Source organism: Meiothermus rufus DSM 22234 (assembly GCF_000423425.1).
Lineage (GTDB): Bacteria > Deinococcota > Deinococci > Deinococcales > Thermaceae > Meiothermus > Meiothermus rufus.
In genome coordinates this window covers 1-15,648 of record NZ_AUHY01000062.1, presented here as the reverse complement: position 1 = coordinate 15,648, position 15,648 = coordinate 1, and the positions used below count along the sequence as shown (strand labels likewise).

General features: G+C 63.5%; 14 protein-coding genes and 2 pseudogenes. 8 read left to right on the top strand and 8 right to left on the bottom strand.

The window, feature by feature from the left end:
• A pseudogene (locus tag G552_RS0111090) lies at positions 1 to 197 on the bottom strand (IS481 family transposase); the annotation flags it as partial.
• A 179-nt stretch (positions 198 to 376) separates the two neighbouring features.
• Between G552_RS0111090 and radA the strand changes: the two are divergent.
• From radA to sucD, 4 genes are all read left to right on the top strand, one after another.
• The gene (gene radA, locus G552_RS0111085; protein ID WP_027883101.1) at positions 377 to 1,669 is read left to right on the top strand and encodes a DNA repair protein RadA; all 1,293 of its coding nucleotides are present in this window, start codon (positions 377 to 379) and stop codon (positions 1,667 to 1,669) included.
• Positions 1,666 to 2,733, top strand: a complete 1,068-nt coding sequence (locus G552_RS0111080; protein ID WP_027883100.1) for a PIN/TRAM domain-containing protein — start codon at positions 1,666 to 1,668, stop codon at positions 2,731 to 2,733. The genes radA and G552_RS0111080 overlap by 4 nt, the downstream gene beginning before the upstream one ends.
• 296 nt (positions 2,734 to 3,029) lie before the next feature.
• Positions 3,030 to 4,166 (top strand): ADP-forming succinate--CoA ligase subunit beta, encoded by a 1,137-nt coding sequence (sucC, locus tag G552_RS0111075; RefSeq protein WP_027883099.1) that lies wholly within the window; start codon positions 3,030 to 3,032, stop codon positions 4,164 to 4,166.
• The gene (gene sucD / locus G552_RS0111070; RefSeq protein WP_027883098.1) at positions 4,163 to 5,035 is read left to right on the top strand and encodes a succinate--CoA ligase subunit alpha; all 873 of its coding nucleotides are present in this window, start codon (positions 4,163 to 4,165) and stop codon (positions 5,033 to 5,035) included. Before sucC ends, sucD begins: the two co-directional genes overlap by 4 nt.
• Before the next feature lie 106 nt (positions 5,036 to 5,141).
• Here sucD and G552_RS0111065 read toward each other — a convergent pair whose 3' ends face one another.
• Positions 5,142 to 5,849, bottom strand: coding sequence for an FAD-dependent oxidoreductase (locus tag G552_RS0111065; RefSeq protein WP_036270729.1), 708 nt, complete (start codon positions 5,847 to 5,849; stop codon positions 5,142 to 5,144).
• 82 nt (positions 5,850 to 5,931) lie between these two features.
• Here G552_RS0111065 and G552_RS0111060 point away from each other — a divergent pair, with 82 nt between their 5' ends.
• From G552_RS0111060 to G552_RS0111050, 4 genes are all read left to right on the top strand, one after another.
• Positions 5,932 to 6,822, top strand: coding sequence for a metal ABC transporter substrate-binding protein (locus G552_RS0111060; protein WP_027883096.1), 891 nt, complete (start codon positions 5,932 to 5,934; stop codon positions 6,820 to 6,822).
• Between the two features lie 84 nt (positions 6,823 to 6,906).
• On the top strand, positions 6,907 to 7,623 hold the full coding sequence (locus tag G552_RS16805) for a YncE family protein (protein WP_245575182.1): 717 nt from the start codon (positions 6,907 to 6,909) through the stop codon (positions 7,621 to 7,623).
• Positions 7,624 to 7,644: 21 nt separating this feature from the next.
• Positions 7,645 to 8,052 carry a YncE family protein gene (locus G552_RS16800; protein WP_245575181.1) on the top strand — a complete coding sequence of 136 codons (408 nt, stop codon included), beginning with the start codon at positions 7,645 to 7,647 and terminating at the stop codon, positions 8,050 to 8,052.
• Complete coding sequence (locus G552_RS0111050; protein WP_027883095.1) at positions 8,052 to 8,456, top strand: SaoD/DsrE family protein; 405 nt, start codon at positions 8,052 to 8,054, stop codon at positions 8,454 to 8,456. Before G552_RS16800 ends, G552_RS0111050 begins: the two co-directional genes overlap by 1 nt.
• Before the next feature lie 49 nt (positions 8,457 to 8,505).
• Here the strand turns inward: G552_RS0111050 and speA are convergent, their stop codons facing one another.
• From speA to G552_RS15295, 6 genes and pseudogenes are all read right to left on the bottom strand, one after another.
• Positions 8,506 to 10,398 (bottom strand): biosynthetic arginine decarboxylase, encoded by a 1,893-nt coding sequence (gene speA / locus G552_RS0111045; protein WP_027883094.1) that lies wholly within the window; start codon positions 10,396 to 10,398, stop codon positions 8,506 to 8,508.
• 106 nt (positions 10,399 to 10,504) lie between these two features.
• The gene (locus G552_RS0111040; protein WP_027883093.1) at positions 10,505 to 10,792 is read right to left on the bottom strand and encodes a DUF1905 domain-containing protein; all 288 of its coding nucleotides are present in this window, start codon (positions 10,790 to 10,792) and stop codon (positions 10,505 to 10,507) included.
• Positions 10,793 to 10,802: 10 nt separating this feature from the next.
• Positions 10,803 to 12,248: a lyase family protein gene (locus G552_RS0111035; protein ID WP_027883092.1), complete on the bottom strand. Its 1,446-nt coding sequence runs from the start codon at positions 12,246 to 12,248 to the stop codon at positions 10,803 to 10,805.
• Positions 12,249 to 12,351: 103 nt separating this feature from the next.
• Positions 12,352 to 12,984 carry a DUF92 domain-containing protein gene (locus G552_RS0111030; RefSeq protein WP_027883091.1) on the bottom strand — a complete coding sequence of 211 codons (633 nt, stop codon included), beginning with the start codon at positions 12,982 to 12,984 and terminating at the stop codon, positions 12,352 to 12,354.
• A gap of 20 nt (positions 12,985 to 13,004) precedes the next feature.
• On the bottom strand, positions 13,005 to 15,200 hold the full coding sequence (locus tag G552_RS0111025; RefSeq protein ID WP_027883090.1) for a RelA/SpoT family protein: 2,196 nt from the start codon (positions 15,198 to 15,200) through the stop codon (positions 13,005 to 13,007).
• 103 nt (positions 15,201 to 15,303) lie between these two features.
• Positions 15,304 to 15,648: pseudogene (locus G552_RS15295) on the bottom strand (integrase core domain-containing protein); the annotation flags it as partial.

Sequence of the window (15,648 nt, the reverse complement as noted above, 5' to 3'; positions counted from 1 at the left end):
CGGTGGTAGGTGGCCCGGCTGATCCCCACCAGGGCCTGGATCTCGGGCCAGCTCACCCCGTGCTTCCTGAACGCCTCCACCTGCTTGAGCTTGCGTAGCCGTTCCTGGACCAGGGGGTCGCTGGCTCCGGCCGCTCCCAGCTCCTGGGCCTTCCTCGCTCCTTGCCATATCGCTTTGCCAACCGTGGTAAGCTGCACTTGGGGGACCTCCTTCAGGAGTCGGTCCCCCTCTTTTTATCCCACCTGGGGCTTCTAGAGTCTCACATGTGTCCGTCCAGGTTCAATTTTGAGGTCGAAGCTTCCCGAGCCCAGCTCTGATTTCACTGAAGTTTGCAAAGCCTTTGATTCAAGCCAAGTAGCGGCTACACTTTTTGTAGATGGCACGGGCCTCCGCTCAATACCGCTGCGTGGAATGCGGCTACCAATCGGTTAAGCCGCTGGGGCGCTGCCCTGGCTGTGGGGCCTGGGAAAGCCTTAAGGAAGTGGCCGAGGCACGCCCACCCAGCGGAGGGCGCAACCCACCTAAACCGGTGCCCCTTCTGCGCTTGCGCGACGTGCCAGAGGGAGGGGAGGCCCGCTTTTCCAGCCAGATTGGCGAGCTAGACCGGGTACTGGGAGGTGGTTTTGTGCCCGGCGAGGTGCTGCTTTTGGGTGGGGAGCCGGGAGTGGGCAAGAGTACCTTGCTGCTACAAGTGGCCCAGAAAATGCTGGAGACGGGTCGGCGGGTGGTCTATCTGGCCGGTGAGGAGTCGCCAGGGCAGATCCGCCTACGAGCCCGGCGGTTAGGCATTTCCCTGGACCTCGAGCTGTTGCGCGAGACCCGGCTCGAGGCCCTTCTGGCCACCCTCGAGGCCAGTCCACCCGATTTTTTGGTGGTAGACTCCATCCAAACCCTCGAGACCAGCGCCGCCCCTGGCTCACTGGTAGCGGTGCGCGACGCCACCGCGGCGCTGACCCGCTTTGCCAAACAGTACCTGGTCACCACCGTGCTGGTGGGGCACGTCACCAAGGAGGGCCTGGTGGCCGGGCCCAAGGTGATTGAGCACGTGGTGGACGCCACCTTGTATCTGGAGACCGCGGGCAGCTTCCGGGTGCTGCGCTCGAGCAAAAACCGCTTCGGGCCGGTGGGTGAGCTGGGGGTGTTTGCCATGCTTCACGAGGGCATGGAAGAAGTAGCCAACCCCTCTGCCGCCTTCCTAGCCGAGCGGCCCGTGGGGGCACCTGGCTCGGTGGTGGCCCTTAGCCTTTCGGGGGAGCGAGCCTTGGCCCTGGAGGTGCAGGCCCTGGCCGCCCGCACACCCTTCCCCGCCCCCCGCCGGGTTGCCCAGGGGTTGGATAGCCGCCGGGTGGATGTGGTGCTGGCGGTGCTCGAGCGCCGGCTCAACCTACCCCTGGGCAACCTAGATATATACGTCAACCTGGCCGGGGGACTGCGGGTCTTCGATCCCGGGCTGGACCTGGCGGTGGGCCTGGCGGTGTATTCTGCGGTGGTAGGCCGCCCCCTACCCCAAGCCCTAGCCGTAGTGGGCGAGGTAGGGCTGGCCGGGGAGCTGCGCAGCGTGGAAGGCCTAGAACGCCGCCTGCGCGAAGGGGAACGGGCTGGCTTCAAAGAGCTGGTCTACCCGCCCCAGTTCAAAACCCTGGAAGCCGTAGTGAGCCGGTTCCTATGAACGCTATGCGCTGGTTTTTGTATGTTCTTTTCGCCTACCTGGGCTACCGGACAGGGGTGTGGCTCGAGGAGCAAGGCTGGGTGAGCGCCAGCCCGTTGGGCAGCCTAACCAGCCTCAACCGCCTGTATTTGGCAGTGGTAGGGCTGCTGCTGGGCTTCTTGTTGGTACCCCGGCTGGCCTACTGGGTCGAGGGCCGCTGGATACGGGCCCAGGACTGGCTTCGCCGCCTGCCCCCCGAGGTTCCGGTGGCCATTACAGTGGCCGCCAGCCTGGGGTTGCTCCTGGCCGTACTCCTGACCAACCTGCTGGGGCAAATACCGGGCTTCTCCCCTTTCCACTCCCTGATTATTGCCGCAGTGCTGGTCGGGGCTTTCTCCGCTTTTGCTATAGCCAACCGCGACTACTTCCGCCTGGCCCGCCCCCCCGTCCACAACCCCAAACCCCGGGGCGGCAAGGTGCTGGATACCTCCGTGCTGATCGACGGGCGGATCGCCGAGGTAGCCGAGATGGGCTTTCTAGAGGGACCCTTGTTCGTACCTCGCCAGGTGTTGCGCGAGCTCCAGCTATTCGCCGACGCCTCCGATGCCCAGAAGAGGGCCAAGGGCCGCCGAGGGCTGGACACCCTCGAGCGCCTCCAGCGTGCGCTGGGCCTGGAAGTGCTCGAGGGTCAGGAATCCGACGACCCCGTAGACGACCAGATTCTGGCCGAGGCTAAAAGGCTGGGTGCAGCCCTGGTAACCAACGACCACGCCCTAGCCCAGCTTTCCCGCATCTATGGGGTCAAAACCCTCTCCATCCAAGCCCTGGCCTCGGCCCTGCGGGCACCCTTACAGCAGGGGGATACGCTCACTCTCACCATTGTCCGCGAGGGCAAAGAGCCTGGGCAGGGGGTGGGCTACCTCGAGGACGGCACCATGGTGGTGGTGGACGACGCCATCCCCTTCAAAGGCAAAGAGGTAGCGGTAGTGATTACCCAGTCTATCCAGACCCAGGTTGGCCGCCTGCTGTTTGGCCGGCTACAGGGCGAGGAGGCCAGCCGCTCCACCGCAAAAGGCGATCGGTAGTTGAACCGAAGCAACCGGCTATGCTGTGGAGCCCCTGCCACTGCAATAGGCCATGCCCTTTTCTTTTGAACCCCTTGGGCGCAGGAGCAGCGAGCTTATATACCTAGGGTCTTGCTGGGGCCCCCACCCGGAGTCGGGGTGGTTTAAGCCGGTGTACATACCCCAAAAGGTGCCCGAAGGTGGGAAAATTAGCTCTAAGGCCCCCAAAACCCGCTCGCAAAGTACAGGGCCGCTCTGGGCTTTTGGGACTTATAATAGCGGGCGGCAAAATACGGCTTTAGCCACTGGAGGCAAGCGTGAACCTACACGAATATCAAGCCAAAGAGATCCTCGCCAAGTACGGCATTCCGGTTCCCCCAGGCAAGATCGCCTTCACTGCCGACGAGGCCAAACAGATCGCCAGCGAGTTCGGCGATACGGTGGTCATCAAGGCCCAGGTACACACCGGCGGACGCGGCAAAGCCGGGGGGGTCAAGCTAGCCCAGACCCCAGAAGAGGCTCGAGAAAAAGCGGCCCAGATTCTGGGGCTCAACATCAAGGGCTTTATCACCAAAAAGGTGCTGGTGGCCAAGGCGGTCAACATCGCCAAGGAGTACTACGCTGGCCTGATTCTAGACCGGGTCACCCAGCGGGTGGTGCTGATGCTTTCCAAAGAGGGCGGGGTAGACATCGAAGAAGTGGCCGCGGCCCGCCCCGAGGCCCTCATCAAATACCCCATCGACCCCTTCACCGGCCTGCGCCCCTTCCAGGCCCGCGAGCTGGTCAAGCAAGCGGGGATGGAAGGCAACCTTAACAAGCTGGCCGACGTGCTGGTCAAGCTCTACCAGGCCTACGTGGGCATCGACGCCTCTACTGCTGAAATCAACCCGCTGGTCATCACCGATACCGGCGAGGTGGTCGCCGCCGACGCCAAGATCGTGCTGGACGACAACGCCCTCTACCGCCACCCCGAGCTTACCCCGCTGCGGGAGTTCGAGGCCGAGCATCCCCTCGAGGTCGAGGCTTCCAACTACGGCTTTAGCTACGTCAAGCTCGATGGCAATGTGGGCGTGATCGGCAACGGCGCGGGCCTGGTGATGTACACCCTCGACCTGGTACAGCGGGCTGGGGGCCGAGCAGCCAACTTCCTGGACATCGGGGGTGGGGCCAAGGCCGAGGTGGTCTACAACGCGCTCAAGGTGGTGCTCAAAGACCCGGATGTCAAAGGCGTTTTCATCAACATCTTTGGGGGCATCACCCGGGCCGACGAGGTGGCCAAAGGGGTTATCCGGGCCATGGAAGAGGGTATCCTAACCAAACCGGTGGCCATGCGTGTGGCCGGCACCGCGGAAGAGGAAGCCAAAGCTCTGTTGCAAGGCCGCCCGGTCTACATGTACCCCACCTCTATCGAAGCGGCTAAAGCCATCATCTCCATGGTTGGAGGTACCAAGTGAGCATTCTAGTAGACAAAAACACCCAGGTTATCGTCCAGGGCATCACCGGGCGCGAAGGGGCTTTCCATACCGAGGCCATGCTCAAAGCCGGAACCAAGGTCGTGGCTGGGGTCACCCCAGGTAAAGGGGGACAGTCCATCCTGGGCGTGCCGGTCTACGACACGGTCAAGGAAGCCACCGCTTTCCACCGGGTAGATGCCTCAATTATCTTTGTACCGGCGCCCGCCGCCGCCGATGCTGCCCTAGAGGCAGCCCATGCCGGGGTTCCGCTAGTGGTGCTGATTACCGAGGGTATCCCCACCCTGGACATGGTCAAAGCGGTGGCCGAAATCAAGGCCATGGGTAGGGTACGGCTCATCGGGGGCAACTGCCCCGGCCTGATCACCCCTGGAGAGTGCAAGCTGGGCATCATGCCAGCCAATGTATTCAAAAGGGGTCGGGTGGGCCTCATCTCGCGTTCCGGCACCGTCACCTACGAAACCGCTCAGGCCCTCTCCGAGGCCGGTTACGGCATCTCTACCTGCGTGGGCATCGGCGGCGACCCCATCATCGGCTCGACCTTCAAAGACCTCCTGCCCCTTTTCAACGAAGACCCCGAAACCCACGCGGTGGTCATTTGTGGTGAGATTGGCGGCTCCGACGAAGAGGATGCCGCGGCCTACATCAAGGCCCATATGAAAAAACCGGTGGTGGGCTTTATCGGCGGGCGCAGCGCCCCCAAGGGCAAAAAGATGGGCCATGCTGGGGCTATCATCATGGGCAATATAGGCACCCCCGAGAGCAAGCTGGCCGCCTTTGCCGAGGCCGACGTCCCCGTGGCCGAGACCATCGACGAGATTGTGGAGCTGGTGCGGGCCAAGCTGGGCTAGCCCCGCTTTTGCACCCCACGGGGCCAGCGTAGCCTCCCGTGGGCTTTCCTTTGACACCTGCCGGGTGTGGCCTCCTCAAGAGTTCTGCCGGGGTTCTACGGCTTCTTCACGGTGGGGCAGTATCCGTCAGCACCTGGGCCAGGCGCATCCCTTCCATGGCCATCTGGGCATAGGTGCCCTGGCCCAGCACACACAGCCCCACGCCGTACAGCCCCTCTAGACGGCCTAGCCGAAAGGTGCGAGGGTTCCACTCCCCCTGAGCAAACACCTGGTAGACCACCCGGTAGCCCGGGGTGCCCCCCTGTTCGGCCACGGTCGCCTCGGCTGGGCTGAAGGCGAAGCCCAGGCTTTGCAAGTGCTGGAAGAGGTCTGGGTAGGCCACCTCGGAAAGCCGCCCGGCCTCCTCCACCACGTCACCAATAAAGAGTTGGGGGCAAAGAAAGCTGCCCACCGCCAGCACCACCCTAGGGGCGGTTTTGCGCGGCCCCTCCCAGCTTTCGATGCCCACCACCCTCTGACCCTCTAGGAGCAGGCGGGTCACGGAGAGTTGTAGGAGGTGAATCTGGGGCTGGCATTCCAGGCGGTACTTGGCCCGGCTGTGCAGCTCCCAGCCCTTCAGACCGTCCTGGCCCACCTCGGCCAGCAATGAGCCTGGAGGAAAGGGAGAGAAGACCGGGGTGAAGGGTAGAAAGGCCGTGTCCAGGCTGGTGGTAACCAGACCCACCCGCAAACCCTTTTTAGCCAAGGCATAGGCGGCTTCAGCTCCAGCAAAGCCCGCGCCCACGATAAGCACATCGTAGTCCACGGGTTTCATCATACGCGGAGAACCCGATGGGAAGAAAAACGCCGAGAGAGCGGCTCATCTTTCTTACTGATATTGAACTATCAATAGCAACATGCGCCTTCTGAGCTTTTTACTTCTGCTGGTCGGCCTAGGACAGGCCCAGAGCCTTAGGGTGGCCGCCACCACCACTGTGATCGCCGATCTGGTGCGGGAGGTTGGGGGCGAGCGGGTACAGGTGGTCTCGGTGGTGCCGATGGGGGCCGACCCTCATAGCTTCGAGCCACGTCCCTCCAGCATCCAGGCCCTAAGTGGGGCCCGCCTCCTTTTTGCCAACGGGATGAACCTCGAGGTCTTTCTGGGGCGCATTGCTGCCCAGCTTCCCCCAGGGGCCCAGGTTATCCGGCTGGCGGAGGGGCTGCCCGAACCCATCTGCTACACCCAGGCCGACCTCGAGGCCCCTGGAGCCCATCTGCACGGCCCCTGTGACCCCCACTTGTGGCTGGCTCCCAACTACGGTATCGCCTACGCTGAGCGTATCCTTCAGGCCCTGGTACGTCTAGACCCAGCCGGTCAGGCGTACTACCAGGCCCGGCTGGCTGGGTTTACTGCCCAGGTGCGTTCTATCGACGCCGAGAGCAAAACCTGCCTGGCCCGCATCCCCCCAGAGAAGCGCAAAGCAGTGGTACAACACGATGCCTATCGCTACCTGGCCCGCCACTACGGGCTGCAGATTGTGGGGGCCATCGCCAGCTTCACCGGGCAGCAGAGTGGTCCTCGAGGTCTAACTAGCCTGGCTGCGGCCATGCGGACCCAGGGTGTAGCAGTCATCTTCACAGAGCCCCAGTTCAGCCCCTCCGAGGCCCGCGCCCTGGCCGAGGCTACCGGGGCCCGGCTCTATCCCCTGCACTCCGACGCCCTAACCCCCCAGGTAAGCACCTACCTGGCCCTTCTCCGCAGCAACGGCCAGACCCTATGCCAGGCCTTCCGGCCAGGCCAGGTGTAGAGCGCTACCCGGCGCAGGTAGTGTGAGGCGCCCTACTTGTCAAGAAAATGATAATGAGTTATCAATATCGTAGGAGGTTTAGCTATGCGAAAGACCTTTGTTTGGACCTCAGCCGCAAGCCTACTCTTCAGCCTAGCCCTAGCCGGGCCTGAAAAGCACCCTGGGCGCCTAGTGGTGGCCGATGGCAAGGTGGGGCTGCTCCAGGTGATCGACCTGGAAAAAGGCCAGGTGATCGCGGCCTTCTCCACCCCGGGCCCAGCCAACGTCTATGCCAGCGGCAACGGAATGTATGCCTTTTCCGTCCATCGCGAGCAGAACCGGGTGAGCGTGGTATATGGCGGGCTCAACCTCGAAGACCACGGTGACCACAAAGACCTGGTAACGGAGTCCCCCTACATCCTGCACACCCTAACCACCGGCCCCAAGCCCACCCACTTCAAGACCCATGCCGGAGTAGTCACCATCTACAACGATGGCGACGGCACCGTTACTGTGCTGGAGGAAAAAGACCTGGGCCTGCGCCTGCGGATGAGCGAAATCGCCACCGGAGCCCCCGACCATGGGGCGCCAGTCTTCCTGGGCGGATACGTGCTGGCTGGCAGCCTCAACCGGGGGGTGGTGGAGATCTACAGCCGGCTGGGGCGCAGGGTGAGCACCCTTGAAGGCTGCCCCCGGCTGCACGGCGAGGCCGTTCTGGGCAACCGGGTGGCCTTCGGCTGCGCCGATGGGGTGCTGATCGTGGAACAGCGGGGTCTGCAGTTCGTGGGGCGCAAGCTGCCCAACCCCACCGGGGCACCCTAGGGGGCCCGGGTAGGCACGGTGGTGAGCCACAGCAAATACCCCTTCTTCATCGGCAACTTTGGCCAAGGGCTGGCCCGCATCGATAACCAGATTACCCCCTACCCCCTCCCGGCCAACCCGGTGCGCTTTGGTTTCGACAAGGACGGGGTGCTGGTGGTGCTCACCGCCGACGGCAACCTGCACGCCCTCGAGGCCGCCAGTGGCAGGGTGATCCAAAGCCTCAGGGTCTCCGAGCCCATCCCCCTCTCGGGCGAAAGCGCAGTACGGCCCAGCATGGCCCTGGCTGATGGATTGGCTTTCGTGACCCTGCCCGACAAAGGCGAGGTGTTGGAAATCGAGCTGGCCAGCATGACCATCACGCGCCGGTTCAACGTGGGCGGGGCCCCGGCCAGCCTGGACTGGCTCTGGGTAGAGGGGGTACGCCACTGATGCGGGTCGCCTACGTGCTGGCCACCCCCCGGGCCGCCAGCTACAAGCTGGGACAGATGATCCTGCCCCAGCTCGAGGCCGGCACCCATGGGGTCGAGGTGGCGGGTATCTTCTTCTTCGACGACAACACCCTGGTGCTGCAAAAGGGCAATCCCATCGGAGAACGCCTGGGGCGCTTGGCCCAGGAGAAGGGCATCTTGTTGATGATGTGCGATGGCTGTGCACTGGAGCGCGGCTTGGCCATAGGCCAGCCCCGCTGGGGCAACCCCGACAGCAGCGGGCGCCAGGAGCCCGCCGAGTGCCGGGTAGCGCCCCAGGTGCTCGAAGGGGTGCAGGTAGGCTGCTTCCCCGACCTCTACGCGGCTATGGCCGCCCATCCGCCGGATCAGGTCATCACCCTTTAGCCGCTTTTACCCAGGCCGTCTAGCGGAGGACGGCCTGGGGTATTTTTCTCTACTCCTCGAGGTAGGTGTACCCCACCAACTCTCGGGCGTAAAGCTCCATGAACGCGCCTTTCTCGGCAGGGTTTAGCTTGCGCGAGGAACGCACCAGCTTCTCCACCGCCTCGGCCAGCTCCCCCTCCTCGTAGCCCATCTTCTCGATCACCCGCCGGGCCTTTTCCCCGGTGATGAAGCGCTCGATCTTGTAGCCGTCTTCATCCACCACCACGTGGGCCTCGCCAATGCGGCCAAAGAGGTTGTGGCTCATCCCCAGCACATCCTGGTAGGCCCCGGTAAGGAAAACCCCCAGATAGTAAGGCTCACCAGGGCGAATCTCGTGTACCGGCAGGGTGTTGCGCACGTCGTGTAGGTCAATAAAGCGGTCGATTTTGCCGTCGGAGTCGCAGGTGATATCCACCAGGGTAGCCTCGCGGGTGGGACGCTCGTTCAGGCGCGAGAGCGGCATGATGGGGAACAACTGCTTGATGGCCCAGGTGTCGGGCAGGCTTTGGAACAAACTGAAGTTGCAAACTAGCTTGTCAGCCAGCATTTTTTGCAAATCTTCCAGCTCGTCGGCGGGGTAATCGAGCTCTAAGGCCAGCTTCAGGGTTTTACGGGCGATCTGGTAGAACAAGGCCTCGGCCACCGCCCGGTCGCGCAGCGAGATCAAGCCCAGATCGTAGAGGTTCTGGATGGTGTCTTTGTTGGCGTAGGCGTCGTGGTAGACCTCACGGTAGTTCTTGGCCGAGATGCTTTTGGCCAGCTCGAACATATCCTGCACCACCGGGTGGGCATCCTGGGGCAGCTCGATCTTCTCCTCGCCGGCAGGGCGGATAGTATCCACCACCTCCAGCACCAACACGCTGTGGTAGGCCGTCACCGCCCGCCCCGACTCAGTGACCAGGGTGGGGTGAGGCTCCCCATGGCCGTCGCAGATCTCCTTGGTGACATAGACCAAGTCTTCGGCATACTCGGGAAGGGTGTAGTTGGCCGAGGCGTAAAAAGCCGTCTTGGAACCATCGTAGTCCACCGCCAACCCACCCCCCAGGTTGAGGTAGCGCACCGGCGCGCCCAGCTTGCGTAGCTGCACGTAGGTCTGGGCAATTTCACGCACGGCCTGCTTGATGCGGCGGATATCGGTCACCTGGCTGCCGATATGGGCGTGCAGCATGGCGATGGTGCCCAGCATCCCGGCGTTGGCCAGGATGTCGATGGCCCGGATAATCTCGGGGGTGGTAAAACCAAACTTGGCCGACTCCCCCCCCGACTCCTCCCACTGGCCCGAGCCCTTGGCTTTAAGCTTGTAGCGGATGCCAATCTGGGGTTCTACCCCCAGCTCGGCAGCGATACGGATGACCCGGCTCAGCTCGGCGAACTTCTCCAGGGTAATGATGACGTTTCGGCCCAGCTTCCGGCCCATCAGGGCCAGGCGGATGAAATCGTCGTCCTTGAAGCCATTGCAGGCGATGATGGCCTCGGGGTGAAGGTCCTGGGCCAGAATCAGGGCTAGCTCGGCCTTGGAGCCAGCCTCGAGGCCGTAGGCGTAGGGCTTACCAGCCCGGGCTACGGTCTCCACCACCAGGCGGCGCTGGTTGACCTTGACCGGGAAAAGCCCCTGGTATCCCCCCTGAAAGTCATACTTGCGCATGGCCCGCCTAAAGGCCTCGTTCAGCGCCTCCACTCGAGCTTCCAGAATCTGGGGGAAGCGCAGCATCACCGGCAATGGGCGACCCTCGTCACGCAGGTCCTGCACGATCTCATAAAGCGAGGCGCTAGGGCCCCCCGGCCCTTGCGGGGTGACCTCGAGCTGGCCGTCCTCCCCTACCCGAAAAAACCCCGCCGCCCAGTGGGGGACGAGGTAGGTTTCTTCGGCATCCTTGGTGGTGTAGCGTTTGAGCTTCTCCAATTTGAATCCGGCTCTCCTCCCACAGGCTACGGGCAGAATGTCAGGTGGCATTCACCGTGCGCTGTCCAGAGGAAAGTGTAGGGCAAAACGCCGCTAGATGCTATAGCTAAAGGCCCAGCTCCAGCCAGACCTCTACCACCTGCCCCACCCCCAGGCCCTCGGCCTGGCGAACCCTGTCCTTTAGCGGAACGACGTACAGACCGTCCTTAGGCCACAGCGAGGTCTTCCAAAGGGTCTTTCCGATGCGCACCCTGGCCGGAATCATGCCCCAGCCGTAGGTCACCAAACGCTCGGCCTCTTTGATGAGCCGGCTCAGTTTCTCAGGCACGGTCACGAAGTAAAACGGCGCAGGGCCGCGCCACTCCCAAATGACAGCGCTGAAGCTAAGTTTCAATCCATCCCCCTTAGCGCGCCTGCGGCGAGGCTTCGGCCAACAGGCCAAGCGGGTTTTGGGCCAGGATGCGGAGGGCTTTGCGGCGGCGGCTCTTGAGTTCTTTGAGCTCGAGGCGCTCGAGCCTAAGCCGCTGCAGCGCATAGTCTAGGTAAGCCGCCTGGGCCTCCGGGGCCGCTCCGCCCAGCACCTTGCGCCGGGCCAGGAAACGCTCGGGCTCCAAGGCTCGCAGTAGCTCGGGGTCGCCAAACCCCAGGTGGCTGTGCAGATCGTCCAAGCCCAGCTCGGCCACAGTACGCCCCTCGCGGCTGAGCTGGCGCAGCATGCCCTGTACCCGTGGATAGGCCTCCGCCAGGGTCAGGTAACGGCCCGAGACCAGGGCGTCCACCAACTCGGAGGCCAGCACGCTGCGGTCGGCCAAGCCCTGAGCCAGCACCTCGGGCACGAAGCGGCTTTCCTGCAAGGCCACCCGCAGCAAGGCCACGGCCCCTTCGGCCGCATAGAAAAGCCCCCGCAAGGGCTCGAGCACCGCCGGGCCATGGTCGTTGACGTCGCCAAAGGGGGTGCTGTAGTTGAGGTGGCCCAAGGTGGTGGGCCCGCCCATCAGCTCAGCCAGAAAGCCCCGCACGTGCTCGAGCACCACTGGGTTCACCTTCTGCGGCATGATGGACGAACCCTGGCTGATCTTCTCGGCCACCAAAAACCCCCCCTGCTCGGCCCAGAACAGCAAATCGGCCACCAAGCGGGAGAGGCTGGTGGCCATCCCAGCCAGGGCATAAGCGATCTCTAACGCCCAGTCGCCCGCAGCAATGGCGTCGTAGGTGTGCTCGAGGGTACCGCCAAACCCCAGCCAGCGAGCCAGGGCCTTGCGATCCACAGGATAAGGGCTACCTGCCAGCGTAGAGGCTCCCAGAGGGCATTTGTCGGTGGTCTGGAAGGCTGCGCGCAGCCGCTGGTAGTCGCGCGAAAGCAGGTTTTCCACCCCGGTCAGGTAGTGGCCCAGGGTGGTGGGCTGGGCTGGGCGGTGGTGGGTGTAGGCGGTCAGGAGGGTCTGGCGGTGGGTCTGGCCCAAGCTCAATAGCTCCCGCCGCAGGTCGGAAAGCGTGGTCAGGATGCGCAGCAGGCGCTCACAGGCATAGGCCCGGAACACGGTTAGGTCGAGGTCGTTGCGGGAAAGACCCCGTCGTAGGGCTCCCGCCACCTCGTAGCCAAAGCGCTCGCGTAGGTGAAAATCGATGGTGAAGAAGATGTCCTCGAGCTGGCCGCTAAAACCGGGGATGGGCTCCTTGCGCAACTCGCTTAGGGCCCAGGCCGCCTCTTTGGCCTCGGGGATACCGAGCCGGGCCAGACCCAGGGCGTAGGCCATGAGCGCATCGAAAAAGTGCTCAGCCAGGTGCTCTTTGGCAAAGCGAAAGTGCCGCTGCAACACCCAACGGCGGTATAAGTTGTGCCAGCGCATCTGCACCTCCTTCCGTGGTCCCCAGGCTACCCGGCCCACAAAAAGCTAAGACTACAATACACCCCTACCCTCCCCAACATCGGGTTTTTTACCCGATTTACCCCTAGGCTAGCCCCCAGGCCACCACCCCTCCCAAAGTGGTGGCCAGCAGGTTGGTCAGGTCGTTGGACCAGCCTTTTAGGCGGTCCTCGGCCAGACCCAATAGGGTATCCGCCAGGGCCCCGGCCAGCCCTCCCCACACCACCGCGCCCACCGGCACCTCGAGCCACGCCGCCCAGGGGGCAAACAGCAAAGCCCCCACCCCTAAGGCCAAGGTGCCGGGAAGGCTCACCGCCGCGTTGGTTCCACTGGGCACCCTTCCCTTACCTAGGTGCCAGGCCCAGCGCGCCCGGCTGCCTACCTCGGTGGCCAAAGTGTCGGCGGTGGCCGCAGCTAGGGCCCCCAGAAAAAAAACCGGGGCGCCTAGGGCCAGCCCCAAGGCTGCCGGTAGGCCGTTGGCCAGCACCTGCCCCGCGCCACGGCCCCTGCGGTCGCGGCTGGTGGGGTTAAACCGGCTGGCCAGACTGCCCAGCAGTACGAAAAACAGCAGGGCTAACCCGGCCAAAACCCCCCCAGCCCACAGCGTAAGCCCCCCCACCCACCCCGCCGCCCAGGCGGCCCCAGGGCGAAGCCAGCCCAGCCGCTCAGCCAGCAGCCCTACCCCCAGGGCAAGCAGCAAAGCCAGCAGCAAGGGCATGGGCTATCCGCCAAACCTTCCTACAGCACCTGCGACCAGTTTACGGTGCGCACATTGGGCACACTGCGCAACCGCTCATCCAGCACCTTCTGCTCAGCCTCGCTCAGGTCTACCCGGGTGCTGATGCGAAACAAGGAGGAAAGCGGGGAGGTGGGGCTGGAGTGAACCCCCATAGCGCTTTTGCCCATCGAGGCGATGGCGTCCATGATGTCGCGCAGAAGCCCGGCCCGGTCGTCGGCCAGCACCTCGAGCTGCATCACCCGCCCCAGCCCCTCCCAGTAGGCCGGCACCACCCGACCGGGGTCCTGCTCCATCAGGCGGCGCATATTGGGGCAGTCGGCCTTGTGCATGGTGACCCCCCGGCCCCGGGTCACATAGCCCAGCAGGGCATCGCCCTTGGCCGGGCTACAGCAGCTCGCCAGCTTGAGGGGAGCCTGCAGGTTGGACTCCAGCCGGATGCCCAGCTCACTGCGCACCGGCTTGGGCCGGGGGGGAAGGGTCTCGCTTTTGGGGGCGAGCAGGCGGGCAACCTGTTGTGGGGTTACCCGACCCGCGGCAATCGCCACGTATAAGTCCTCCGGTGAGGCGCTTTTGACCAGCCGATGGGCCGCCTCCTCGAGCTGGCTTTCCAACGGGCGGGGTAGCCCCCGCCGTTTGAAGTACTTCTCCAGCATGCGCTGGCCTTTTTCCAAGGTCTCGGCCCGCTCAAAGGCCCGGAAGAACATGCGTATCTTCTGCTTGGCCGAGCGGGTCTTGGCGTACTCCATCCAGTCTTTGGAAGGATGGGCCGTCTTGGCGGTAAGAATTTCGACAATATCGCCGTTTTGCAGCTCGTAGCTAAGGGGCACAATGCGCCCGTTGACCTTAGCCCCCACCATGTGGTGCCCCACCTCGGTGTGAATATGGTAGGCGAAGTCCACCGGACTGGCCCCTTTGGGTAGGTTGATAATTTTGCCCTTGGGGGTAAAGACGAAGACCCGCCCCCCCAGAAGCTCCCGGGTTACCGCCTCGACGAAATCGCGCGAGCTGCTGTACTCCTGCTGCCACTCCTGGATGTTCTTGAGCCAGCCCACCCGCCGCTTGAGCTCCTCGGGGTCGGTCACCCCTTCCTTGTAAAGCCAGTGGGCCGCGATGCCGAACTCGGCCACCTGGTGCATCTCCTTGGTGCGAATCTGCACCTCCAAGGGTAGACCATTGACCGAGATCACCGTGGTGTGCAGGGACTGGTAGCCATTGGGCTTGGGCACCGCGATGTAGTCCTTGACCCGGCCTGGGATGGGCTGCCAGATGGCGTGCACCAGCCCCAGCACGTGGTAGCAGACCTGCTTACCCCGCAGGGCGTTTTCCTCCGGGTCGGAACCCTGGCGCGGCTCCAGAATGACCCGCAGGGCCAGAAGGTCGTAGATCTGCTCTAAGGCCTTGCCCTCCCGCTGCATCTTCTTCCAGATAGAGTAAAGGTGCTTGGTGCGGCCTGTGACCTCGAACCTCTGAATGGACTGTCGTAGGATAAAATCCCGTTGTAAAGCCTGTATTAGCTTCTCACGGGCATCCTGCACCGCCGCCTCGCGCTCGGCCCGGTGGCTCTTAAGGCGGGCCTCGAGGTCTTGGTAGCGCTCGGGCTCGAGGTAGCAGAAGGAAAGGTCCTCCAGTTCCAGCTTGACCTGGCCAATCCCCAGCCGGTGGGCCAGGGGGGCATAGATCTCCAGCGTTTCCCGGGCAATACGCCGCTGTTTCTCAGGGGGCATGAACTCGAGGGTGCGCAGGTTGTGCAGCCGGTCGGCCAGCTTGACCACGATAATGCGCACATCCTCGGCCATGGCAATAAACATCTGTCGCAAATCCTCGGCGTGCCTCTCCTCGGCGGGCTTGTCCTCGGCTGCGGCGTGGGCCAGCTTGTAGAGTTTAGAGACCTTGGTCTCCCCCTCCACGATTTTGCGCACCGCTGGACCAAAGCGCTCCTCAAGCTCTTCTGGACGCACCTCAGTATCCTCGATGGTGTCGTGCAAAAGCCCGGCCATCAGGGTCTCGGCATCCAAGCCCAGCTCGGCCAGAATCCGGGCCACCGCCACCGGGTGGGTGATGTAGGGCTCACCGCTTTTGCGCTTCTGGCCCTCGTGGGCTCGGTAGGCAAAAACCAAAGCGGCACGTACCTGGTCTTTGGCCTGAACCGGTAGGTAGCCTAGGTGGGGCTCCAGGCTACGCCATAGGGCCTCCACCGCCTCTTACTCAGCGGGTGATGATTCCAGCAAGGGTGGGTGGAAACGTGGGGTCATAAGGATTCTGGGCACCACCCAAAGACACTTCCTTGAGTCTAGCACTTTACCCTGGCCCTACCAAGCTACTGTAATCGGTCAACACATGTGAGACTGGGGAACCGACTCCTCCTGCATCATAGCTAAATACTCCAAGGGAGCAAGACCCCCCAGGGCCATGTGAGGCCTTCGGCGGTTGTAGTGGTCCAGGTAGGCATCCAGCTCTGCCTGTAGCTCGCTGAGCCGGGGGGGCAGAGGCCGGGTATAGAGCTCCTCCCTAAAGGTCCGTTGCACCCGCTCCACGTGACCATTGAGTTTAGGACTCCTCGGCGGCAGCACAAACAAGGCAATCCCCAGAGCACAGCAGGCCTCCTCAAACTCGGCCATGAACTCGCTGCCCCCATCCACCTGG